The organism is Glycomyces harbinensis (genome assembly GCF_900101745.1).
GTDB lineage: Bacteria > Actinomycetota > Actinomycetes > Mycobacteriales > Micromonosporaceae > Glycomyces > Glycomyces harbinensis.
The window spans coordinates 249,237-271,563 of sequence record NZ_FNAD01000004.1 but is presented as its reverse complement, the minus strand read 5'-3'; the positions used below and the strand labels follow the sequence as shown (position 1 = coordinate 271,563).

The following is a 22,327-nucleotide window of genomic DNA, read 5'->3' as shown; positions in this document are numbered from 1 at the left end:
TGGTGGTTCCTATTATCTGAGTGACGGTGCGGCGATGCGGATCGGTTGCCGCTTGGGACCCCAGTCTCCCGCCGGTCCCTCGAAAACGCCGGGAACGCGCGCGCCGCAACTACCGCACTGTCCGCTATCCGACACTGCATAACGGTCAATTCGGTACCAATCGCGCACTATGAGGGCTTCGCCACAAGTGCAGGTGGTCGTCTGCCCCACCCGATCGTGGACGTTCCCGGTATAGACGTACTTGAGCCCGGCCTCCAGCGCTATGCTCCGCGCCCGGCGCAGCGTCGCCGGGGGCGTCGGCGGCACGTCGCGCATCTTGAAGTCGGGATGGAACGCCGTGAAATGCAGCGGCACCCCGTCCCCCAGGTGCTCGGCGATCCACGCGCACTCGTCCGCGATCTCCGCGTCCGAGTCGTTGTGCCCCGGGATGAGGAGCGTCGTGATCTCGGTCCAGACGCCAGTCTCGTGCACGAGGTACTCGAGGGTGTCGAGGACCGTCCTCAATGAAGCGAAGGCCACCTTCTCGTAGAACGCCTCGGTGAAGCCCTTGAGGTCGATGTTCGCCGCGTCCATGTTGGCGTAGAGCTCCTGGCGCGCAGCGGGGTTGATGTACCCGGCCGAGACCGCCACGGCCTTGAGCCCGGCCTCGCGGGCCGCCGCGGCGCAGTCCGACGCGTACTCCAGGAACACCGTCGGATCGTTGTAGGTGAACGCGATGGACTTGCAGCCCAAGCGCTTGGCCGTCGCGGCGAGCTGGTCGGGACCCGCCTGCGCTGCGAGCGTGTCGATCTCGCGGGACTTGGAGATGTCCCAGTTCTGGCAGAACCGGCACGCGAGATTGCACCCGGCCGTGCCGAAGGAGAGCACCGGCGTGCCCGGAAGGAAGTGGTTGAGCGGTTTCTTCTCGATGGGGTCGATGCAGAATCCGGAGGATCTGCCGTAGGAGGTCAGGACGATCTGGTCGCCTTCGCGGGCCCGCACGAAGCACAGGCCGCGCTGGCCCTCCCGCAGGCGGCACGCCCGCGGGCACACCGTGCACTCGATGCGCCCGTCGTCCAGGGCGCGGCCGTAGGCGGTGCCGACGGTGAATGCGTCGGCGCCTTCGACTCGAGGCCTACTGGGGGTGAGGGCGGCCATACGCACAACGGTAGCGCTAAGCGGATTGCCGCTGCGTTTCGGTAAGCGCCCCAGTACGGAAAAGCACGAAAAAGCGAGGAGGGCCGCGCCGAAGCGCGGCCCTCCGAGGTGAAGCCGAGGCTGCCGGGCCGCGGGGGCCCGGTCGCCGTACTAGTTCAGACGCTCGCCGGTGGCGGCGTGGAAGACGTGCTCGTGGCCCGGCTCCGGCACCACGTAGACGGTCTCGGCCAGGCGCGGCACGTGGGCCGACTCGGTGCGCACGACGAAGCGCTCCGAAGAGCCGTTGTACGCGGCGTGGCCGTAGACGTAGGCCTCCGAGCCGAGCTCCTCGACGAGGTCGACCTCGATCGGGATGCCGCCGGAGGTCTCCGTGCCGAGCTTGCAGTGCTCGGGGCGGATGCCGATGGTGACCTGCTGGTCACCGCCGTCCTGGGTCGCGGCGTCGCGGACCTCGCGCGAGAGCGGGAGGGTCACCTCGCCGAACAGGCCGCCGGACTCGGTCAGGCTCACGGTCTTGAGGTTCATGGCCGGGGAGCCGATGAAGCCCGCGACGAAGGTGTTCTTCGGCTTGTCGTACAGGGTGCGCGGCGTGTCGCACTGCTGCAGCAGGCCGTCCTTCATGACCGCGATGCGGTGGCCCATCGTCAGCGCCTCGACCTGGTCGTGGGTGACGTAGACGGTGGTGATGCCCAGGCGCTTCTGGAGCGAGGCGATCTGCGAACGGGTCTGGACGCGGAGCTTGGCGTCGAGGTTCGACAGCGGCTCGTCCATGAGGAACACCTGCGGCTCGCGCACGATCGCGCGGCCCATGGCGACACGCTGGCGCTGGCCGCCGGAGAGGGCCTTGGGCTTGCGGCCCAGGTACTCCGAGAGGTCCAGGAGCTTCGCGGCGTCTTCCACGCGCTGCTTGATCTCGGCCTTCGGCATGCGGCGCAGCTTGAGGGCGAACGCCATGTTGTCGAAGACGGACATGTGCGGGTAGAGCGCGTAGTTCTGGAAGACCATCGCGATGTCGCGGGACTTGGGGGGGAGGTTCGACACGTCGGTGTCGTTGATGAAGATCGAGCCTTCGTCGACTTCCTCGAGACCTGCGAGCATGCGCAGGGAGGTCGACTTGCCGCAGCCGGAGGGACCGACGAGGACGAGGAATTCGCCGTCGTTGATCTCGATGTCGAGCTTGTCGACGGCCGGCTTCTCGGTCCCCGGGTAGATCCGGGTGGCACCCGAATAGGTCACTGTCGCCATGATGTGTTCCCTTTCACTGGCAGGCACGTGCCAGACGATCCGTGGTAAAAGGCGGGTTGTCACCACAGGTCGGACCACATCGATGTCGGCGCGGCCCTGCGCTGCGATGCGAGTCGCGATGTGAGCATCGCGACTCGTGAGGCGAGCCTAGCGTCGCCGGAGAACCTTTGCCAAGTAGGGGCCGAACGTTTGTCCGATTTCCCTGCAAGGTTTACCGAAACGTTATCCGGTCCCGGAAGGGCCCTAGACGACCCTCACGGCCTGCAGCAGGGACTCGTCGCCGACGACGTCGCAGATGCCGAACGGCAGCCGCCCCCACAGGGCCAGCGCGATGTCGGAGGCCGAGCCGGCGGCGCGGGCCTGGAGCTCGGCGCGCGCGTCGGGCTGGTCGAGCAGGGCGACGCGGCCCTCCCGCAGCCGCACGAACCAGGACGCGTCGGCGTCCTGGGCGAACAGCTGCACGAGCCCGGTCGCCTCGGGGTAGGCGCCGCGGCGGGCGCCGGAGGGGATGAACGCCTCGAAGACCTCGGCGATCGTCTCGGCGGCGAGGGCGACGGGGACGGGCGCGGTCGCGCCGACGGCCATCTGGGCGTCCCAGCGGGCCAGTCCGGTGGCGACGGCGGTGCGGCGGTGCCAGAACTCGGCGCGCCATTCCACGGGGGCCCAGGTCCAGGCGGGGGCGTCGGGGCCGCGGGTCTCGACGGCGTCGAGCACGGCGGCGAGCGACTGGTCGAAGGCGTCGAGGACGGCCGGGCCCTCGGCGGTGAGCGGAGCCGGTTCGGGCAGGTCGCGGTCGTCGGTGGGCGGGGTGAACATCGCGTCGACGGCCCACCGGTAGAGGTGGGCGAGTTCGAGGAGGAGGCCGGCGACGGTGGTGTCGGGCCGGGAGGGGGCGACGCGGTCGAGCACGTCGGGCCCGCAGATGGAGCGCAGCCCGGCGGCCTCGGTCTTCAGTTCCGTGAGGTAGTCGGTGATGCGCAGCTTAGCCATGGTGACCGCCGTTCCTCGTAGCCTGCGTAAAGCTTAGGCTTTTCGGCGTGACAGACGCCAGCCCACGCCCGAGCGAGAACGGCGACGACGGTCGGATTCCCGGCAAACCGCTCAGCGGCCACACGACGCTGCGGCTCGGCGGCCCGGCCCGCGAGCTGGTCGAGACGCGCGACTGGTCCGAGGCGGTGGCGGCGCTGCGCGAGGCCCAGGGCCCGACGCTGGTGCTCGCCGGGGGCAGCAACGTCGTGATCGGCGATGCGGGCTTCGACGGGACGGTGGTGCTGCTGCGCGGCGGCGGCATCGAGCACGTGGGCGGCGGGGTCGTCCGGGTCCAGGCCGGGCAGGTCTGGGACGAGTTCGTCGCGTGGACGGTCGCCGAGGGGTTCTCCGGCGTCGAATGCCTCAGCGGCATCCCCGGTTCGGCCGGTGCGACGCCGATCCAGAACGTGGGCGCGTACGGCCAGGAGGTGTCCCAGACGATCGCGGCCGTGAAGGTCTTCGACCGCGAGGCCGGGGACATTCGCGACTGGGCTCCCGATGAGTGCGGTTTCGCGTACCGCCACAGCGTGTTCAAGCATTCGAGCCGGTATCTGGTGTTGAGTGTGGACTTCCGCCTGGCCGAGAGCGGGCTGTCGCAGCCGGTGGCGTACGCGGAGCTGGCCAGGCGCCTCGGCACGGAAGTCGGCGAGCGGGTGCCGCTCGCGGCGGCCCGTGAGGCGGTCGTGGAGCTGCGCCGCGGCAAGGGCATGGTCCTCGATGCGGCCGACCACGACACGTGGAGCGCCGGTTCGTTCTTCACCAACCCGATCGTCGGCGAGGCGGTGCTGCACGGCATCGCGGAGCGGGCGGGCGGCGAGCCGCCGCACTGGCCGGCGGGCGAGGGCCTCGTGAAGGTCTCGGCGGCCTGGCTCATCGGCGCGGCCGGGTTCGCCAAGGGCTACAGGCGGGGCAACGTGGGACTGTCCACGAAGCACACGCTGGCGCTGACGAACCGGGGCGGGGCGACGACCGCCGAACTGCTCGACCTCGCCGACGAAGTGGCCGGCAAGGTCGAGCGCGAGTTCGGCGTCGAGCTGCATCCCGAACCGGTGATGGTGCTCTAGCCCGGGTCTCGCGGGCTTCAGTGCTCGCGCAGGCCGATCCGCTCGTGGAGGCGCCGCAGGGGCGCCGGGGCCCACCAGTTGACGCGGCCGGTCAGGCGCATCAGCGACGGGAGCAGGATCCCGCGGATCACGGTGGCGTCCACGACGACCGCGAGCGCCATGCCGAGGCCGAGCATCTGGAGCAGCACGACGTCGCCGGTGGCGTAGACCGCGAACGTCAGCGCCAGGACCAGGGCCGCGGCGGTCACGAGCGGGGCCGAGCGCTGGAGCCCGACCGCGATCGAGCCGAGCCGGTCGCCGGTGCGGTCGTACTCCTCCTTGATGCGCGCGAGCATGAAGATCTCGTAGTCCATGGACAGGCCGTAGGCGACGCAGAACATGAGGATGGGGACGCTCAGTTCGAACGAGCCCTGCGGGGTGAAGCCGATCAGGCCCGAGAGGTTCCCGTCCTGGAAGACCCAGACGAGGGCGCCGAACATGGCCGACATCGACAGTCCGTTGAGGATGGTGGCCTTGACCGGCGCGATGACGCTGCCGGTCATGAGGAACAGGATCACGAAGGTGATCAGGACGATGAGGCCGATCACCAGGGGGAGCCGGTCGAGCAGTGCGTCGCGGAAGTCGGCGAGGTCGGCGGGGTAGCCGGTGACGGCGACGTCGAAGGGCGCCTCGACGGCGCGGACGTCCTCGACGAGCCCGTAGGGGTCGCCGCGCATCGCGTCGACCGTGGGGACCGCGGACAGCCACGTGCCCTCGCCGTCGCGGGCGAAGCGCTCGGGGTCGCCGGGGGCGACGGACTGGCCGTCGGCGAATCGGCCCGCGGCGGAGTCGACCTGCGCGATGCCGTCCACCATGGACAGTTCGGCGGCGTAGGCGGCGAGGCCCGCGTCGTCGGCGCCGTCGACCAGCACCTGCATGGCATCGGTCTCCTCGGCGGCGAATCCGGTGGTGATCTGGTCGGTGACGATCCGGCTCGCGGCGTCCTCGGGGAGCGAGCGCTCGTCGGGCACGCCGAAGCGGACCCCGGTGAGCGGCGAGGCGAGCGTCAGGACGAGGAGCAGCGCGGCGGTGCCCCACAGGACCGGGCGGCGCATGACCGCGGTCGCGAGCCGGAACCAGCCGCCCTGCTCGACTGGCCGCACCGGGCGGCGGCGCTCCACCCGGTGACCCCAGACCGCCAGGGCCGCAGGGAGGACCACGACCGCGCCGAGCACGGCCGCGGCGGGCACGATGATCCCCGCGTAGCCGAAGGAGCGCAGGAACGGGAACGGCATGAGCAGCAGCACCGACAGGCTCGCGGCCGCGGTGACGGCGCTGAAGACGACGGTGCGGCCGGCGCTGGCGACGGTGCGAGCGACGGCCTCGGCCCGCTCGTGCAGGGCGGACTCCTCGCGGTAGCGGTTGACGATGAACAGGCAGTAGTCCACCGCCAGGCCCATGCTCATCACGAGGACGAGGTTGGCGGCGAACGTGGAGACCTCGGTCGCGGCGGCCACGAACCGCAAGGCGGCCAAGGAGACCGCGAGCGCGAACAGGCCCGTGCCGACGGTGAGGAGCGCGGCGACCGGCCTGCGGTAGAGGACGATGAGCAGGATCAGGAGCCCGGGGATGACGATGGCCTCGGCGAGGAGGAAGTCCTCGCGGGCGATCTGGGCGACCTCGCGGAACAGCTCGTCGGAACCGCCGACGGCGACGCTGAGCGCGCCGTCGTCGCGGGTGAAGGTGTCCTTCAGGCCCGGCAGGACGTCCTCGCGGACGGTGGTGACGTCGCCGGGGACGTGGGCGGTGATGAGCGCCTGCGAGCCGTCCTCGCTGCGGAGGGCCGGCGAGGCGGTGTCCCAGTAGGCGTCGACGCGGCCGACGTCGTCGAGCGCGGCCAGCTCGGCGGCGAGCGCGGCACCGGCCTCGGCGCTGGCGGCGGAGTCCACGTTCCCGTCGGCGGCGGTGACCAGGAGGAGGAAGTTGGCCGAGCCGACGTCGAAGCGTTCCTCGAGTTCGTCGCCGGCGACGATCGACTCCGAGCCGGGGGCCTCGTAGCGGGAGAGGACGAGGGCGTTCATGGTCCCGGAGCCGACGAGGCCGGCGGCGATGAGGAGCAGCAGGGCCGTGACGAGGACGGACCGCCTGCGGCGGTAGGTGAAGCGGCCGAGGCGGAGCATGGCGGCATCGGGTGGCGCGAGCGGCGGTGCGGTGGTGGTCATGGGGTCTCCCGACCGACGTAGACTGAAATACGAGTGAGCACTCGTAAATAAAAATACGAGCTATTACTCGCATTAACAAGACCGAGGAGTGCCCAGTGACCGACGACACGGCGAAGCCGGTCCGCAAACGCCAGGCCCGAGGCGAGAAGCGCATGGCGGAGCTGCTGGACGCGGCATCGGAGGTCTTCGCGGCGCAGGGGTACGCGAAGACGAGTACGAACGCGATAGCGGCGGCGGCCGGGGCGTCGCCGGGGACGCTGTACCAGTTCTTCAAGAACAAGGAAGCGATCGCCGACGCGCTCATGGAGCGGTACGTGAAGCGGCTGCGCGAGGCCCACGGGGAGGCCTTCGACCTGTCGGTGGCCGGGCTGCCGCTGGAGGAGATGCTGGACCGCATCATCGACCCGATTGTGGCCTTCGACCGGGCGAACCCGGGCTACTACGCGCTGCTGTCCGATCCGCACCTGTCGGCGGAGCTGGCCAGCGCGAAGCGCCCGGCCCAGAAGCTCATGTTCGAAAGGCTCGACCAGATCCTGGAGAAGAGGACCCCGGGCCTCGACGCGGAAAGACGCACCCGCACCGCAGCGGTAGCAGTCCACCTCTTCAGAGGCCTGCTCCCGATGATCATGGCCGCAAGCGAGCAGGAGCTGCCCGCAGTGGTCAACGAGACGAAGGCGGCGCTACGCGCCTACCTCGCCTCAAGCATCGGAAATTGAAAGCATTTCGCATTCATGAGAGATATAAAGCATTCATGACTGATCTCAGTGTCCGCGAAGTCTCCGAGGAGACGCTCTCCGCACTGAAGGTCCGCGCTGCAGCCAAGCGGCAGTCGCTCCAGGCGTACATCCGCGATCTCCTCGACCGCGAGGCATACGCGCTCAGCATCGAGCAAGCCGCACGCGAAGCGGACCGACTCGCCAGCCGAGCCAATGTCACCACCGATGACGTCCTCACCGCCATCGAGGACATGCGGCAGGCGCGCCAGTGATCGTTCTCGACACCTCGGCGATGATCGAGTTCCTGCTCGTTCGAGACGACGTCGGTCTCCGTGTTCGGGAAGCCGTGTCCGACACTGCGGTTGCCGCGCCTTACGCAATCGACCTCGAGTGCGCTTCAGTGCTGCGCGGGCTCGTGCTCGGAGGCAGGGTCCCCGGAGATGTAGCCGAGAGCGCCATCGAACTGCTCGACCGCACGAACCTGCGAAGGTTCGACCATGCACCGTTGATGCGCCGAGTCTGGGAACTGCGACACGACATGTGGCCCTACGATGCCGTGTTCGCCGCACTCGCGGAATACCTCGACATGCCGCTCGCGACTCTTGACAAGAAGTTCGCGGGCGTACCCGGGATTCGCTGCGAGATACGGGACCTCCGTGACTGAGCAAGCCAGGGCGGCATGGGAGAACCTGCGGAGGATGGCCGACGAAGGCCTCTTCGACTTCGACCGCATGGCCGACCTCAACAAGTCGGTCGATGAAGCGCTGCTTCAAGAAGCGATGCGAGAGCTCGGCGTGGACACGCGAACGGAAGCGACCAACCGATCGCTTCGGATCGCCATCGCGGCTTCCCGGGCTTCCGAGGGCTAGCGGAGCATTGCCGCCGCTTCGAGGGCCGTGTAGGTAGCGATGATGCCCGCACCCGCCCGCTTGATGCTGGTGAGGGACTCCAGGATCGCCGCTTCCTTGTCGATCCAGCCCTTCTCCGCCGCCGCCACGAGCTGGGAGTATTCGCCGCTGATGTGGTAGGCCGCAACGGGAACGGGGCTCCGCTCGGCCGCCGCCCGCACGATGTCCAGGTACGGCAGCGCCGGCTTCACCATCACGATGTCGGCGCCCTGCTCGATGTCCAGGTCGATCTCGTGCAGCGCTTCCGTCGCGTTCGCCCCGTCCTGCTGGTACGTGCGCCGGTCGCCCTGGAGCTGGCTCTCGACCGCCTCGCGGAACGGGCCGTAGAACGCGCTCGCGTACTTCGCCGCGTACGCCAGCAGGCCCGTGTCGGTGTGGCCCGCTTCGTCCAGGGCCGCACGGACATAGCCGATCTGGCCGTCCATCATCCCCGAGGCGCCGAGCAGGTCCGCTCCCGATTCGGCCAGGGCGAGGCCCATCTCGGCGTACCGCACGAGCGAGGCGTCGTTGTCCACGGTGCCGTCCTCGCGCAGGACGCCGCAGTGGCCGTGGTCGGTGAACTCGTCCAGGCACAGGTCCGGGACGACCACGAGGTCGTCGCCGACCTCCTCGCGGATCGCCCGCATGGCGACGTTGAGGATGCCGTCCGGATCGGTTGCGGCCGAACCGGTCGCGTCGCGCACCGCCGGGACCCCGAAGGGCATGAGCCCGCCGATGCCCGCCCGCGCCGCCTCGACGGCGAGCTTGCGGACCGAGTCCACAGTGTGCTGGTAGACCCCCGGCATCGAGGTGATCTCGACCGGTTCGCGCAGACCCTCCTTGACGAAGATCGGCAGCACCAGGTCGGCCGGGTGGACGCGCGTCTCGGCGACGAGACGGCGAAGGGCCGCAGTGCGTCGCAGCCTCCGCGGTCGGATCACCGGGAATTCGGAGCTGTTCGGCACTGCGGCCACTTCCTCTCAGTCTCTAGCGGAACCTGAGGGCCGTGGGGCCCTGGACCTTCTGTCCGCGGCGGGTCTTGATCGGGCCTTCGGCCAGGCGCTGCTTGAGCTCCGTGGCGTACTCGGCGAGGGCCTCGATGAGGTCGGGCACCGAGGCGTTGTCGGGCTTGGCGTCGACGCGCAGCCCGAACTCGGTGGCGGTGTCGGCGGTCGCCGGGCCGATGCAGGCCACGACGGTCCGCTGGTGCGGCTTGCCGGCGATGCCGACGAGGTTGCGCACCGTCGAGGACGAGGTGAACAGGACGGCGTCGAACCCGCCGGACTTGATCGCGTCGCGGATGTCGGCGGCCGGCGGCGAGGCGCGCACGGTGCGGTAGGCGGTGACGTCGTCGACCTCCCAGCCGCGCTCGGACAGGCCCTGCACGAGCGTCTCGGTCGCGATGTCGGCGCGCGGCAAGAGCACCCGGCCGACCATGTCGAGGATCGGGTCGTGCGGCGGGAAGACCTCGAGGAGGCCCTCGGAGGACTGCTGGCCGGTGGGGATGAGCTCGGGCTCGATCCCGAACTCGCGCACGGCGTCCGCGGTCGCCTCGCCGATGCAGGCGATGCGCAGGCCGCCGAAGGCGCGGGCGTCGAGGCCGTGCTCCTTGAACTTCTCCCAGATGGCCTTCACGGAGTTCTGGCTGGTGAAGACGATCCACGCGTAGCGGCCGTCGACCAGGCCCTTGATCGCCCGCTCCATCTGGGCGGGCGTGCGCGGCGGCTCGACGGCGATCGTCGGGACCTCGCACGGGATCGCGCCGTAGGCGCGCAGGCGCTCGGACATGATGCCGGCCTGCTCCTTGGTGCGCGGGATGAGGACCTTCCAGCCGTACAGCGGGCGCCCCTCCCACCAGGCGAGCTCGTGGCGGTCGTCGACGCCGGGGCCGATGGTGAGCACGACCTGCCCGGCGTAGCCGAGGGCCGCCTCCACGAAGGTGTCCACAGAGGACGTGGTGGTGTACTCGGTCTCGCCGGTCGCGTCGCCGGTGACGGCCACGGCGGTCTCGCCGGAGACGCCGCCCGCGAGCAGGATGTCGCGCAGCGAAGAGAGGTCGGAGACGTCGGCGGTGACGGTGAGCGAGCCGCGCTTGATCGCGTCGGCGATCATGAGCGGCTCGACCGCGGCGATGTCGTCGATGTCGATGACGGTGCGGATCTCCCCGGGGGGCATGCCGGCGTAGACCGCGACGGCCTGCGCGTGGCTCATGCCCGGGATGACCTCGAAGCGCGCCCGCTCGGCCGAGGCGGCCTTGATCTCGGCCTTCGCGAGGCGGTTCGGGTAGGCGTCGCCGACGATGAGGCGCGTGATGTGCTCGCCCTCGCGCGCGGCGGCGGCCATGAGCTTGCCCTGGTCGCTCGGGGAGGACTCGATCAGCTTGAGCTTGGTCTCGTCTCCGGTGAGTTCCTTGGCGGCCTCGATGAGCGACTGGGGCAGCGACCGGTCGTAGTAGATCCGGTCGGCCTCGACGATCGCGTCGAGAGCGCGCTTGGTCAGCAGTCCCGGGTCGCCTGGGCCGGTCCCGACGAAACGTACGCGGCCCACCGGCTTACGGGCACTGGTCATGTTCTCTCCATCAACAGTCGTCTGAGGCTTGCGGGTTATTTCAATAGTTGCTCGGCGCCGACTTCGAGCAGGTCCTCGGCGAGGGCCCGCCCCACGGCGGCGGCGCGTTCGACCAGGTCGGCGGTGCCCGCCTCGCCCGTGTCGGGAAGAGCGGCAGTGGTCGAGAGCCGTTCGACGACGGAACCGTCCAAGGCACCGACGGCGCCGCGCAGATACAGGTCGACCTCTCCGGGTTCGGCGCTTTCGGCGACATCGGCGAGTGCGGCGACAGGAGCGCTGCATCCGGCTTCGAGTCGTTGCAGAAGTGCGCGTTCGGCGGCGACGGCGGCCTGTGAGTACCGGTCGTTGAGCTTACTTGAGATCAGCGCAGTTGTCATGTCGGCTTTGCGGCATTCGACCGCCAATGCCCCTTGTGCGGGAGCGGGAAGCATCACCAGGGGGTCCAGGTACTCGGTGACTTCCCCCTGACGGGCGACCCGCTTGAGGCCGGCGGCCGCGAGGATCACCCCGTCGAGGTCGTCGCCGACGCGGCCGATGCGGGTGTCGATGTTGCCGCGGATCGGCACGCACTCGAAGCCGCGGCCCAGGGCCTCCAGCTGGCTGATGCGCCGGGGCGAACCCGTCCCGATCTTCGCGCCCGGCCCCAGGTCGGAGAGGGTGCGCCCGCCCGAGGCGATGAGCACGTCGCGCGGGTCCTCGCGCGGGGGCACGAACACCACGAGGTGCTCGGGCTGCGCGGTCGGCAGGTCTTTGTAGGAGTGCACGGCGATGTCGATCGCCTCGCTCTCGAGCGCCTCGCGCAGCTGGTTGACGAAGACGCCGACCCCGAGCTGGGCCACGGGCACCGTGGTCCCGTCCCCTGTGGTCTTGATCTCCACGAGCTCGACCTCCTCGCCCGTGGCGCGGCGGATCGCGTCCGCGACCATCCCGCTCTGCGCGAGTGCGAGCTTCGATCCCCTGGTCCCGACACGGATCACAGGTGACTCCCTTTCTTCATGCTGCGAGGGCGCTCGCCCTCACGGCTGCGTTGGGGCGGCGGGCGAGGAGTCGGCGCCCAGCGGGCACGCCTTCAGCGACTCGACGGCCGCGCGCTCGTAGGCGGCCGCCAGGTCGGCGACCGGCTCGGGGCTGACCTTCAGCGCCTCGGCGAGATCGGCGCCCTCGGCGACCGAGGGGGTGTCGAGGGCGAACAGGTCGCGCAGGGCGCGGGCGTAGTCGGGCGCGCCGGGCTGGCCGGCGAGCTCGCGGACGCGGACCGTCGGCTCGTGGAGGAGCCGCTGGACCACGCGGTGGACGGTGCGGGCGACCTCGGCGCGCTGGTCGTCGGTGAAGTCGCCGCGGCGGGCGACGCGCGAGAGCTCGGCGTCGACGATGTCGGCGGCGGCGGACCGCAGGGCGGCGACGGTGGGGGTGACGGCGTCGGCGCGCAGGCTCTCGTTGTAGGCCTCGATCTCCTCGGCGAGGAGGGCCTCGACGGCGGCGAGGGTCTCGGTGGCGGCGCCGACGGTCTCGGCGCGCTGCATCTGGGCGATGCCGATGACGCTGACGCCCGGGAGGTCGGCGACGTCGTCGGCGACGTCCTTGGGCAGCGCGAGGTCGCACACGACGAGCGGCTCGGTGCGGCCTTCGAGGTGGACGGCGCGCAGGACCGGCTCGGTCGAGGCGGTCGCGCACACCAGCAGGTCGACGTCGGCCGCGAGCCCGGCGAGGTCGTGGTAGTCGGCGGCCTCGGCGCCCCATTCGGCGGCGAGGCGCTCGGCCTTGTCGCGGTCGCGGTTGGCGACGGCGAGGGTCTTGACGCCCGCGCGGGCGAGGGTCGCGGTGGCCAGGGAGCCCATCGCGCCGGCGCCGACGACGGCGGCGCGCGCGGCGGCCAGGCCGGCGAGTCCGGCGCGGCCGAGCTCGGCCTCGGCGAGGTCGAGGGCGGCGGTGACGACCGAGGGCGCGGCGGCGTCGACGTCGGTCTCGGCGTGGACGCGCTTGCCCACGCGCAGGGCCTGCTGGAACAGCTCGTGGAGGTGGCGTCCGACCTGGTCGGCCTCGCGCGCGCCCTCGTAGGCGTCGCGCAGCTGGCCGAGGATCTGGGGCTCGCCGGCGACCATGGAGTCGAGGCCGGCGGCGACGCGGAAGGCGTGGGCGACGGCGTCGGCGCCGTGGCGCACGTAGCCGAAGGAGGCGAAGTCGAGCGCGGCCTCATGCTCGGTGAGGCCCCATGCCTGGTGGAGTTCGTCGACGACGGCGGCCAGGCCGCCGTGGAACGTGGCGGCAGTCGCGTAGACCTCGACGCGGTTGCAGGTCGAGAGGACCACTGCTTCACGGACCTCGCCGCCGCGCAGCAGGGCGCGGGAGAGGCGGGCGGCGGCTTCGGGGCCGATCGCGAGCCGTTCCAGGGTCTCGACCGCGGCACTGCGATGCGAGATGCCGACTACCAGGAGGTTCACTTCACCGTTCCCGTCTCTGAACGTTTCTTGACGTTGACCGCCGCTTGCTGCGGGTCGTCCCGGCCGAGCGTCTTGTGGTGTTCGTGGAAAGAGAGGATCTGCAGCTCGACGGCCAGGTCGACCTTGCGGACCGCCACGCCCTGCGGCACGGCGAGTACGCACGGCGCGAAGTTGAGAATGCTTGTGACACCAGCATCTACGAGAAGGTCGGCCACGTGTTGGGCGGCCGCGCCGGGTGTGGCGATGACCCCTATGTTGATGCCTTCGTCACGTACGGCCCGCGCCAGGAGCGCCACGTCGCGCACCCGGATGCCGTCGAGATCCTTCCCTATGATGCCCGCGTCCGCGTCGAAGAGGCCAACGATGTCGAAGCCGCGTTCGGAGAATCCGGGGTATCGGGCCAGGGCTTGTCCCAAGTGGCCCAGGCCGATGATGGCCACGCGGGAGTCCTTCGTGAGTCCCAGCACACCGGCGATGAAGGCGGCGAGGGCGGCCACGTTGTAGCCGACGCCGCGCATCCCCGAGGCCCCCAGCTGCGAGAGGTCCTTGCGGAGCATCGCGGAGTTGACGCCGGTCGCGGCCGCGAGGGTCTCGGAGGAGACGGTCTCGACCCCGGCCTCGGAGAGCGTGCCGAGCGCGCGCAGGTACTCGGGCAGGCGCCGGACGGTCGCGGCGGGGAGGTCGGCCGCCGTCGCGGGCGCGCCGGGAGGGGCCTCGCGGTCAGTGCCTTCGCCGGTGGTCGTCAATGGTGGAACTCCAGGTCCGCAGGTGTCGCGCCATGTTCACCGGCGCGTCACTCAGCTTAGGAGGTGGCCGAAGGATGGGCTCGCACAGGCAGCGCTAACAGGGCGGCGACCGGGGGAAAGGACTCGGCGGCTCGCGAGGCTGGTGCGGTACACCCCCGTAACACTGGGCGAAGCCCAGCTGTACCGATACTCCAGTGATCCCCGGCGAGCCGCCGTCCGGATTGATTTTGCACCAAAAATCCGCCGATGCCCGTTAATCACGGATTTTTCTGCGTGTCGTGTCGAACGCGTGCTCTCGCGGCGAACGCGAGGTTGCCGCCGGACCCCTCGGACGCGGCCGTTCACCCGTTCGGGGGTTCACGCGCCGGCGGCGAGGTCCTTCTTCAGACGCGGCACGTCCACGTCCCAGTAGCCGTGTTCGCGGCCGTCCAGGAGCACGACCGGAAGCCGGTCGCCGTATTCGCGCGCCAACGCTGCGTCGTCGGCGACGTCGACTTCCGCCCAGGCGACGCCCGTTTCACGGGCCACCCGGTCGAGGTCGGCGCGCGCCGCCTCGCACAGGTGGCACTCCCTTGTAGTCAGCAACGTCAACCTGTTCACCCTGCTCCCTCCGGGTCCGGGAAGATCGCACAGCTTGTGCGACACCCTCCGTCATTCCTCGATCACTATTGAGCCAGAACGAGTCCGCGAACGCGGACCTCCGAACATATGGGGAGGTAATGGTGGGATTCCGCCCCCGGAACGAAGGGTACGCCGGCGCACCGAGCGAGCGCCGACATCGATCCGGCCGAAGCCGTCACCGAGCGCGACACGCCGATCGCAAATCCGCCGGTGAAGCCCTCCTGATTTCTAGACTCAGGCGGGTCAGTCCCTGCGGGACCCGATCGCATGACTCGGCCCGACCCCTCAGACGAGGAGGCCACTAGTGCCCGGTATTGCACCGAACTCGGCTGGCCGGATTTTTGGCTCGCAAGCGTCGCCAAGCCTGCTCGCCGGCCAGCATTCGGTACTGCTCACAACAGATTTCGCCCCCTTCCCGACCGGCAGCGCCTTCGCCGAGGCCCTGTCCCGACTCCCGGCTCCGACCTTCGAGCGCCTCAAGCAGGCCGTGTGGACGGTACTGAGCCTCGACACCGGCACCGCCGAACAGCACCAGGTACGCCCGGGCCCCGAGGCCGCGGGCGCCGGAGGCGCGGCCGGGATGCACGCCGCCCCCGAGTCCTCCGGGCCCGACCAGGCCGACGGCGACGAGGTCGCCGACCTGGTGGCGCGCGCTCAAGACGGCGACCCGAGCGCGTTCGGGGAGATCTACGACCGCTATTCCGACACGGTGTACCGCTACATCTACTTCCGGGTGAACAACGCCCAGCTGGCGGAGGACCTCGCGTCCGAGACGTTCCTGCGCGCCCTGCGTCGCATCTCCAGCTTCACGTGGCAGGGCAGGGCCTTCGGGGCCTGGCTGGTGACGATCGCCCGCAACCTCGTGGTGGACCACTTCAAATCGGGCCGCTACCGGCTGGAGATCGTCAAGCCGGACGTGCTCGGCGCGGACGAGAAGGACTCCGACCCCTCGACCTCCCCCGAGACCGCCGCGCTGGAGAAGCTGACCAACGCCACGCTCCTCACCGCGGTGAAGAAGCTCAACCCCGACCAGCAGGAGTGCATCGTCCTGCGGTTCCTCCAGGGGTTCACCGTCGCCGAGACCGCGCGCACCATGGGCAAGAACGAGGGGGCGGTGAAGGCGCTCCAGTACCGCGCCGTGCGCACCCTCGCCCGGCTGCTCCCGGACGGCTTCCGAGGCTGAGGCTTGCCTCCAGTCATCCCTACGACCCCTTCCCGGCGGCCCAGGCCGCTGCCGGGAACCCGACAAGAACCCGTCCAGGATCGGCCTCGCGGGGCGCCCGCCCCGCGAGTTCGCGATCACCGGTCAGCCGGGGCCTCCCCCGCGCGGATCGGCACTGCCAGGTCAGGGCCGCTCATAGGCCCGATACCGCCGCGACACCCCACCGCGACGCGGACGAAGTGGTCTGCATCGCAAGGTTCGCGGCGAACCGTAACCTCAGGGGCTACTCGTGCGTTGTTCTCAGTACAGGAGCAGGATCCATGCAGTGAGAGGGGGTGTGCCAGGTGACATTGAACCCTATGGAGCGCCGTCGCGCGGAGGAATTCGCGCGGCTGCTTGACTCCGACGGACCCACCCTCCCTCACAGGCGCCGCGGCGTCGACGCATCGGGCGACTCAGCGGAGGCGTTCGCCGAACTCGTCGGAGTCACCGATCGGCTCGGCGGCCTCGGCGAGCAGCTCGTCAACGCCAGCCGGCCGTCGCGCGAATGGCACGACGCCACAAGAAGACGGCTCATGGCCGTCGCCTCCGAAGAGGGCATCGGCGTGACCGCCCGGCACCGGGCCAGCGCCGCGGTGCCCGAAACCAGGCGCGCGCCGGTGCTCGACGACATGTTCCCGCGCCGCCCCCGCGGCGGCAGGCGCCTCGCGATCGTCGCGGCGCTGCTGACGGGCACCGTCGCGATCTCCGGGGTCTCCGCGGCCTCGGGCGACGCGCTGCCGGGCGAGACGCTGTACGAGTTCAAGCGCTCCACCGAGCGCGCGCAGCTCGCGTTGGCGGGCAACGACCTCGGCAAGGCGCAGCTGTACCTGGAGTTCGCGCGCACCCGCATCGAAGAGGCCGCCGCCGTCAGCGGCGGCGGTGACGACCAGGCGGTCGCCAGCGCCCTGAACGACGCCGCTGCGGAGCTGCGCAGCGGCACGAAGCTGCTGGGCGAGCTCGCGGTCGCGGGCGAGGACCCGTCGCCGCTGGACTATGTGGACCTGTTCACCAACGAGCACCGGTGGGTCCTGGAGGACCTGGTGTCCGGCCTCGACGGCGACGCGCTGGAGTCCGGCGAGACGCTGGTCTCGGTGCTGGAGGCGGCCGCGACGCGCTCGGTCGAGCTGCGCGGGGCGCTGGACTGCACCGACCCGGGCGGCGCGAGCGACGAGCTCGGTCCGGTCCCGGGCGCGTGCGCCCAGGGCGCGGTCGACTCGTCGACTCCGGCGGAGCCGGGCGGCACCGAGGGCGCCGAGTCCGGCGGTACGCAGGGCGGCGGCGAGGCGGAGGGTTCGCAGGAGCCGGACGCCACGAGCGGCGCGAGCGAGTCGGAGGAGACGAGCGCTCCGGCCTCGGAGCCGAGCACCGGCGGCGCGAGCGACCCGGCGACCGGCGGCGAGACCGCCGGAGCCGAAGAAGACGACGACGCGCTCGGCGATCTGACGGGCATCATCTCGGACCTGTTCGACTAGCCGGGGTCGGTGAACACCGCCTGGCGCCGGCCGTTCACGTGGGGCGGGCGCGCGGGGTACGAGTGCGGAGTACGGGCCGGGGAGCTGAAGAGCGACCCGGCCCATCGCCGTCGCGGGGGCCGGAAACCTCGCATCGCCTCCCAGGGAAGCGGATCGGACGTAACTGGTCCCACACTGGAAATTCACCGGGCTCGCGTCCTGGCGTTACAGGCCGTCTGCCTGAGGCTTGTAGGCTTTTAGGGTGTCAGAGATCGAGGCTTCCTCCAGCGCCTCCGCCACATCCCGTTCAACTGCTGTGCGGGTCGGCGGCAGTGCCCGCGCCCACTCCGTCGTCGTGGACCACCGGTTCGACGACGATTCCGCCCACGTCCCCTCGGCCGCGTTCTTCGATGTCGACAACACCCTCATGCACGGCGCCGCCACGTACTGGCTGGCCCGCGCGCTCGCCAAGCACGGAGTGCTCTCCGCCAAGCACATCTTCAACTTCGCCTGGAAGCAGGCCCGGTTCAAGTTCCAGGGCAAGGAGCTCCACGGGGAGATCTCCTCGGTGAAGACCTCCGCGCTCGAACTCGTGGCCGGGTTCCCGGTCGACGAGATGCGGGCCCTGTGCGAGGAGGTCGTCGACCGCGACATCTCGCCGCGCATCCTCGCGCCCGTCCGCCGCCTGGCCGAACGCCACATGGAGACCGACCAGGAGGTCTGGCTCGTCACCGCCAGCCCCGTCGAGCTCGCCGGGGTCATCGCCTCGCGCCTGGGCCTGACCGGGGCGCTCGGCACGATCGCCGAGATCGAGGACGGCTGCTACACCGGCCGGCTCGTCGGCGACCTCATGCACGGTCCCGCCAAGGCCGACGGCATCGCCCAGCTCGCGGCCGAGCGCGGCCTGGACCTGGAGCAGTGCACGGCCTACTCGGACTCGGCGAACGACCTGCCGATGCTGCGCAAGGTCGGGCGCGCGATCGCGGTCAACCCGGACTCGCGCCTCGCCCGCCAGGCCCGCCACCACGGGTGGCCGGTCCTGGACTACCGGCGCGGTCGCCGCGCCGCGAAGCTGGCGCTGCCGACGGCGGCCGCCGCAGGCGTCGGCGCCGGACTGCTGTACCTGTACAAGTCCCGCGACCGGGACTGACGAACCGGGCGCATGGATACCGCGCAGCGGCTCACCCTCGCCGGCACGGCGGCGCTCGCCGTGGCCTGGCTCGTCTGGCCCTCCCCCGAGCGGCCCGAGACCGCGGCGGTCCCCGAGGCCCCGCCGACGGTGTGGGAGACGTGGGACGCCGCGCCGGTCGACTGGCCCGGCCTGATCGACGGGCGGGCGTGGACGCCGCTGCTCGACCTCGACCAGGAGCCTCCGGCGATGCTCGGCACCGACGAGGCCGGGAGCCTGCTCTACGTCGCCCAGGACGGGGACGGGAACGCCGCGGCCACGCCGGTGGCCGAGCCCGACGCCGTCCCGGGGGTCATCGCGGCGGCCGCCACCGATGACCGTTTCGCTTGGATCGCTTCGGTTCCCGACGATCAGGGCCGGGTGGTCTCGCAGCTGTGGACGGCCGAGCGCGGCCCCGGCGGCGCCCCCGGGGAGGCGGCGCTCCTGACCGCCGACACCGGCGACGTGATCGCCTCCGGCGGCGCCTTCGACCTCCAGTTCGCGGCCGAGGGCCTGCACTGGCTGTCGACCGCCCGCACCGCATCGCTCGTCACCGAGCACCGCTCGATCAGCGTGGACGGCGGCGAGGTCGAGGTCGTCGGGCACGCCGGCGCGTGGCAGGCCGCCGCGTGGCCGTGGCTGGCGAGCGCCGGCTCGGACTCGCTGGGCGGGGCGCAGCTGGTGCGCACCGACACGGGCGCGGGCGTCAAGGTGTTCGCCGGGTCCGAGGAGCTGACGCTGTGCTCGGCGACGTGGTGCCGCCTGATCGTGAACGCCGAGGACGGGGCGCGCATCGACCTCGTCCGTCCGGACGGGACGGACCGGGTGACGGTCGCGGAGGGCTTCACGTCGGCCGTGTCCCCCGATGTGGGACTCGTCGACCGCTTCGAGCCGCTCGCCGCTCGCTCGGCCTCGGCCGGGGACGGTCTGGTCGTGACGCTGTTCGACCTCGAAGCGGGAGCGGACTACCTGGTGGCCTCGGCCGCGGGGCAGGCCGGTGCGGATTCGCGGCGGCTGTGGTGGTCCACCGGGACCGGCGACCTGTTGGTGTGGCACGTGCTTGACCTCACGGACCTGGCTTAATGCGAGGCGTTCGCGCGCCGGGCGCGGGTAACGTCGATGCCGTGACTACGCCGCACGCAAGCGCTCCGGGGCCGGCCCGCCCGCAGATCATCGGGATTCTGAACATCACCCCCGACTCGTTCTCCGACGGCGGACGGTACCTCGACTTCGGCGACGCGGTCGCGCACGGCGAGCAGATGGCCGCCGACGGCGCCGACTTCATCGACGTCGGCGGCGAGTCGACGCGGCCCGGGGCCGAGCGGGTCGACGCCGCGACCGAGACCGCGCGCGTGGTCGACGTGATCGCGGCGCTCGCCGAACGGGGCCTGGCGGTCTCGATCGACACGACCCGGGCGGCCGTGGCCGCCGCGGCGATCGAGGCGGGCGCGACGGTCGTCAACGACGTCTCGGGCGGCCTGGCCGACCCGGACATGGCGCGGGTCGTGGCCGACACGGGCGTGCGCTGGGTGCTCATGCACTGGCGGGGCCATTCGGCGGACATGCAGCGGCTGGCGCACTACGAGAACGTGGTCGCCGACGTGAAGGCGGAGCTGGAGGACCGGGTCGAGGCGGCGCTGGACTCCGGTGTGGACCGCGAGCGGCTGATCCTGGACCCGGGCATCGGGTTCGCGAAGTCGGCCGAGCACAACTGGCGGCTGTCGGCGCACCTGGACGAGTTCGTGGCGCTGGGCTTCCCGGTGCTGTTCGCGTCCTCGCGCAAGTCGTACCTCGGGAGGCTCCTGGAGGACGAGAGCGGCAAGCCGCGCCCGGTGGGGCAGCGGGAGGCGGCGACGCTGGCGACCTCGATGCTGGCGTTCGCGTCGGGCGCGTGGGGCGTGCGGGTGCACGACGTGGCCGGCACGGCGGACGCGCGCGCGGTGTGGCTCGCGACCCGGTCCGCGCTCTGATCGCCGCTCACCGTTCTGACAGATCAACGACAGATGGCGGCGGCGCGGGCCTGCGGTGCGACCGTGACCTGCCTGATCGGAGCTTCCCGATCGGAGCGGTGGGACTGTGAGCTCGTCTCGAAACCTGGAACGCGTGTTGCGGTTTCACACGGCACACCCGTAGCATTCGGCTCGTACTTCATCCAGAGCAGCTGAGGGGTCCGGCCCTGCGACGCTGCGGCAACCACCGATCCGCCTTCCGAGGCGCAGCGGCAGGTGCCAATTCCGGCCCGCATTCGCGGGGAAGATGAGGGAGGAGCCTTCTCGTATGTCCAATGCTCTCTTTGCCGACAGTCCCGCCAAAGGCCTGGTCTGCCGCAGCTGCGACGCCACCTACGACCTGATCGCCCAGCACGCCTGTTGGCAGTGTTGGGGCCCGCTCGAGGTCGACTACGACCTCGGTGAGCTGGCGAAGGTCACGCGCGAGCAGATCGAGGCCGGTCCGCAGAACATCTGGCGGTACGCGCCGCTCCTGCCGGTCGGCGTCAATCCCGAGGACCGCGTCAGCCTCAACCCGGGACTGACCCCGCTCATCGACGCGAAGCACCTGGCCAAGGCCCTCGGCATGAGGAAGCTCTGGGTCAAGGACGACAGCGCGAACCCGACCCACTCGTTCAAGGACCGCGTGGTCTCCACGGCGCTCTCGGCCGCCGTCAAGCTCGGTTTCGACCGGTTCGCGTGCGCCTCGACGGGCAACCTGGCGAACTCGGTGGCCGCGCACGCCGCCCGCGCCGGAGTGCCCTCGATCGTGTTCATCCCCCACGACCTGGAGCCGGGCAAGATCGTGCAGTCGGCGATCTACGGCGGCCAGCTGGTCGCGGTGCAGGGCTCCTACGACGACGTGAACCGCCTGTGCTCGGAGCTGACCGAGACCGACGAGTTCGAGTCGACGGCGTTCGTGAACGTCAACCTCCGCCCCTACTACGCCGAGGGCTCCAAGACCCTCGGGTACGAGGTCGCCGAGCAGCTCGGCTGGCGGCTGCCCGAGCAGGTCGTGGTGCCGATGGCGTCCGGCGAGCTGCTCACCAAGATCCACAAGGCCTTCGAGGAGTCGGCGGAGATCGGCCTGACCGAGCCGGGGAAGGTGCGGGTCTTCGGCGCGCAGTCGGCCGGGTGCAGCCCGATCGCCGACGCCTTCAGCGCCGGGACCGACGTGATCACGCCCGTGAAGCCCACGGGGATCGCCAAGAGCCTCAACATCGGGGACCCGGCGGCCGGGCCCTACGCGATCGAGGCGTGCCGTTCGACCGGCGGCGGGATGGCGAAGGTTTCCGACGACGAGATCCGCGAAGGCGTGAAGCTTCTCGCTGCGACCACCGGCGTGTTCGCCGAAACGGCCGGCGGCGTGGTCGTGGCTACGCTCCGTAAACTGCTGGAGTCGGGCCAGCTCGACCCGGAGGCGGAGACCGTCATTTACAACACCGGTGAAGGCTTGAAGACTTTGGACGCGGTGTCGTCGCTGGTGGGGCCGACGCACACGGTGAAGCCGTCGCTCAAAGCGGCGAAGGAAGCCGGACTGCTGTAATCCTGAGTGGAGGAACGGGAGTTCGTCAAACGCTTGCCGAACTCCCGAAATTATCACTCACCGTGACCGTTGTGAATGGTTGTGTCGGGTACCCGACAAAAAGAAGCGAAGTTCGGGTCTTGACCGTATTCACTGAATGAGCAAGAATTCTTCTTGCGGGAGGCCGCAGCCGTCCTGTCGCCACTCACCCGGTTGACTGCGAGTCCTGGGGCTAGAACGTGTCGAGCAGCGCCAGCCGGTGTCAGGAGCTGCGGTCTCCCGACCACTGTGCTCTCATTCGGCGTATTCCCTGAATGCCGCAGCCCAAACACTCCC

Annotated in this window: 21 protein-coding genes and 1 riboswitch; of the genes, 11 read left to right on the top strand and 10 right to left on the bottom strand. The window is 70.6% G+C overall.

From position 1 onward, the window contains the following. Positions 1-12 precede the first annotated feature (12 nt). The 3 genes from amrS to BLQ63_RS09400 form a co-directional block, all read right to left on the bottom strand. Positions 13-1,137, bottom strand: coding sequence for an AmmeMemoRadiSam system radical SAM enzyme (amrS, locus tag BLQ63_RS09410; protein WP_091032788.1), 1,125 nt, complete (start codon positions 1,135-1,137; stop codon positions 13-15). 150 nt (positions 1,138-1,287) lie between these two features. Beyond that, the gene (locus BLQ63_RS09405) at positions 1,288-2,382 is read right to left on the bottom strand and encodes an ABC transporter ATP-binding protein (protein WP_091032352.1); all 1,095 of its coding nucleotides are present in this window, start codon (positions 2,380-2,382) and stop codon (positions 1,288-1,290) included. Between the two features lie 243 nt (positions 2,383-2,625). Next, entirely contained in the window at positions 2,626-3,372 is a 747-nt protein-coding gene (locus tag BLQ63_RS09400) for a hypothetical protein (RefSeq protein ID WP_091032344.1), read from the bottom strand. A 47-nt stretch (positions 3,373-3,419) separates the two neighbouring features. Between BLQ63_RS09400 and BLQ63_RS09395 the strand changes: the two genes are divergently transcribed. Then, on the top strand, positions 3,420-4,475 hold the full coding sequence (locus BLQ63_RS09395; protein ID WP_091032341.1) for a UDP-N-acetylmuramate dehydrogenase: 1,056 nt from the start codon (positions 3,420-3,422) through the stop codon (positions 4,473-4,475). A 17-nt stretch (positions 4,476-4,492) separates the two neighbouring features. Here the strand turns inward: BLQ63_RS09395 and BLQ63_RS09390 are convergent, their stop codons facing one another. Further along, positions 4,493-6,676 carry an MMPL family transporter gene (locus tag BLQ63_RS09390; RefSeq protein ID WP_091032338.1) on the bottom strand — a complete coding sequence of 728 codons (2,184 nt, stop codon included), beginning with the start codon at positions 6,674-6,676 and terminating at the stop codon, positions 4,493-4,495. 95 nt (positions 6,677-6,771) lie between these two features. On the opposite strand from BLQ63_RS09390, the gene BLQ63_RS09385 reads away from it, so the two are divergent. From BLQ63_RS09385 to BLQ63_RS28320, 4 genes are read left to right on the top strand one after another with little or no spacing between them, the layout of a single operon-like run. Further along, positions 6,772-7,392 carry a TetR/AcrR family transcriptional regulator gene (locus BLQ63_RS09385; RefSeq protein ID WP_218125173.1) on the top strand — a complete coding sequence of 207 codons (621 nt, stop codon included), beginning with the start codon at positions 6,772-6,774 and terminating at the stop codon, positions 7,390-7,392. Between the two features lie 35 nt (positions 7,393-7,427). After that, complete coding sequence (locus tag BLQ63_RS09380; protein ID WP_091032334.1) at positions 7,428-7,664, top strand: FitA-like ribbon-helix-helix domain-containing protein; 237 nt, start codon at positions 7,428-7,430, stop codon at positions 7,662-7,664. Next, entirely contained in the window at positions 7,661-8,056 is a 396-nt protein-coding gene (locus BLQ63_RS09375; protein ID WP_091032330.1) for a type II toxin-antitoxin system VapC family toxin, read from the top strand. Before BLQ63_RS09380 ends, BLQ63_RS09375 begins: the two co-directional genes overlap by 4 nt. A gap of 34 nt (positions 8,057-8,090) precedes the next feature. Continuing rightward, a complete protein-coding gene (locus BLQ63_RS28320) occupies positions 8,091-8,261 on the top strand; it encodes a type II toxin-antitoxin system VapB family antitoxin (protein ID WP_177154854.1) in 171 nt (56 codons plus the stop codon). Here BLQ63_RS28320 and hemB read toward each other — a convergent pair. The 6 genes from hemB to BLQ63_RS09345 all read right to left on the bottom strand — a co-directional run bounded on the left by hemB (position 8,258) and on the right by BLQ63_RS09345 (position 14,634). Then, positions 8,258-9,244, bottom strand: a complete 987-nt coding sequence (hemB, locus tag BLQ63_RS09370; RefSeq protein WP_091032327.1) for a porphobilinogen synthase — start codon at positions 9,242-9,244, stop codon at positions 8,258-8,260. The genes BLQ63_RS28320 and hemB overlap by 4 nt on opposite strands. A gap of 22 nt (positions 9,245-9,266) precedes the next feature. Then, on the bottom strand, positions 9,267-10,847 hold the full coding sequence (locus BLQ63_RS09365; protein ID WP_091032322.1) for a uroporphyrinogen-III synthase: 1,581 nt from the start codon (positions 10,845-10,847) through the stop codon (positions 9,267-9,269). A 35-nt stretch (positions 10,848-10,882) separates the two neighbouring features. Then, positions 10,883-11,824 (bottom strand): hydroxymethylbilane synthase, encoded by a 942-nt coding sequence (hemC, locus tag BLQ63_RS09360; protein ID WP_091032320.1) that lies wholly within the window; start codon positions 11,822-11,824, stop codon positions 10,883-10,885. A gap of 39 nt (positions 11,825-11,863) precedes the next feature. Further along, positions 11,864-13,288, bottom strand: a complete 1,425-nt coding sequence (locus tag BLQ63_RS09355) for a glutamyl-tRNA reductase (protein ID WP_091032317.1) — start codon at positions 13,286-13,288, stop codon at positions 11,864-11,866. Further along, a complete protein-coding gene (locus tag BLQ63_RS09350; protein WP_091032314.1) occupies positions 13,285-14,034 on the bottom strand; it encodes a redox-sensing transcriptional repressor Rex in 750 nt (249 codons plus the stop codon). The genes BLQ63_RS09355 and BLQ63_RS09350 overlap by 4 nt, the downstream gene beginning before the upstream one ends. 357 nt (positions 14,035-14,391) lie before the next feature. Then, positions 14,392-14,634, bottom strand: coding sequence for a glutaredoxin family protein (locus BLQ63_RS09345; RefSeq protein WP_091032311.1), 243 nt, complete (start codon positions 14,632-14,634; stop codon positions 14,392-14,394). A 409-nt stretch (positions 14,635-15,043) separates the two neighbouring features. Here BLQ63_RS09345 and BLQ63_RS09340 point away from each other — a divergent pair, with 409 nt between their 5' ends. The 6 genes from BLQ63_RS09340 (at position 15,044) to thrC (ending at position 22,012) form a co-directional block, all read left to right on the top strand. Then, complete coding sequence (locus tag BLQ63_RS09340; RefSeq protein WP_419774940.1) at positions 15,044-15,838, top strand: ECF subfamily RNA polymerase sigma factor, BldN family; 795 nt, start codon at positions 15,044-15,046, stop codon at positions 15,836-15,838. 338 nt (positions 15,839-16,176) lie between these two features. Next, positions 16,177-17,331, top strand: coding sequence for a DUF5667 domain-containing protein (locus BLQ63_RS09335; RefSeq protein WP_091032307.1), 1,155 nt, complete (start codon positions 16,177-16,179; stop codon positions 17,329-17,331). A 241-nt stretch (positions 17,332-17,572) separates the two neighbouring features. Then, positions 17,573-18,460 (top strand): HAD family hydrolase, encoded by an 888-nt coding sequence (locus tag BLQ63_RS09330; RefSeq protein ID WP_218125172.1) that lies wholly within the window; start codon positions 17,573-17,575, stop codon positions 18,458-18,460. A gap of 12 nt (positions 18,461-18,472) precedes the next feature. Then, complete coding sequence (locus BLQ63_RS09325) at positions 18,473-19,561, top strand: hypothetical protein (protein ID WP_091032303.1); 1,089 nt, start codon at positions 18,473-18,475, stop codon at positions 19,559-19,561. Positions 19,562-19,602: 41 nt separating this feature from the next. Next, a complete protein-coding gene (folP, locus tag BLQ63_RS09320) occupies positions 19,603-20,448 on the top strand; it encodes a dihydropteroate synthase (protein WP_245680916.1) in 846 nt (281 codons plus the stop codon). 175 nt (positions 20,449-20,623) lie between these two features. Further along, a riboswitch (SAM riboswitch) is annotated at positions 20,624-20,741 on the top strand. Between the two features lie 14 nt (positions 20,742-20,755). Further along, positions 20,756-22,012, top strand: a complete 1,257-nt coding sequence (gene thrC / locus BLQ63_RS09315; protein ID WP_091032297.1) for a threonine synthase — start codon at positions 20,756-20,758, stop codon at positions 22,010-22,012. The last annotated feature ends 315 nt before the right edge of the window (positions 22,013-22,327 follow it).

Excerpts from the sequence above, each read along its gene's own strand:
- amrS (WP_091032788.1), bottom strand. The coding sequence starts at position 1,137 with ATGGCCGCCCTCACCCCCAGTAGGCCTCGAGTCGAAGGCGCCGACGCA.
- BLQ63_RS09405 (WP_091032352.1), bottom strand. The coding sequence starts at position 2,382 with ATGGCGACAGTGACCTATTCGGGTGCCACCCGGATCTACCCGGGGACC.
- BLQ63_RS09400 (WP_091032344.1), bottom strand. The coding sequence starts at position 3,372 with ATGGCTAAGCTGCGCATCACCGACTACCTCACGGAACTGAAGACCGAG.
- BLQ63_RS09335 (WP_091032307.1), top strand. The coding sequence starts at position 16,177 with ATGGAGCGCCGTCGCGCGGAGGAATTCGCGCGGCTGCTTGACTCCGAC.
- BLQ63_RS09365 (WP_091032322.1), bottom strand. The coding sequence starts at position 10,847 with ATGACCAGTGCCCGTAAGCCGGTGGGCCGCGTACGTTTCGTCGGGACC.
- BLQ63_RS09390 (WP_091032338.1), bottom strand. The coding sequence starts at position 6,676 with ATGACCACCACCGCACCGCCGCTCGCGCCACCCGATGCCGCCATGCTC.
- thrC (WP_091032297.1), top strand. The coding sequence starts at position 20,756 with ATGTCCAATGCTCTCTTTGCCGACAGTCCCGCCAAAGGCCTGGTCTGC.
- BLQ63_RS09325 (WP_091032303.1), top strand. The coding sequence starts at position 18,473 with ATGGATACCGCGCAGCGGCTCACCCTCGCCGGCACGGCGGCGCTCGCC.
- BLQ63_RS09380 (WP_091032334.1), top strand. The coding sequence starts at position 7,428 with ATGACTGATCTCAGTGTCCGCGAAGTCTCCGAGGAGACGCTCTCCGCA.
- BLQ63_RS28320 (WP_177154854.1), top strand. The coding sequence starts at position 8,091 with ATGGCCGACGAAGGCCTCTTCGACTTCGACCGCATGGCCGACCTCAAC.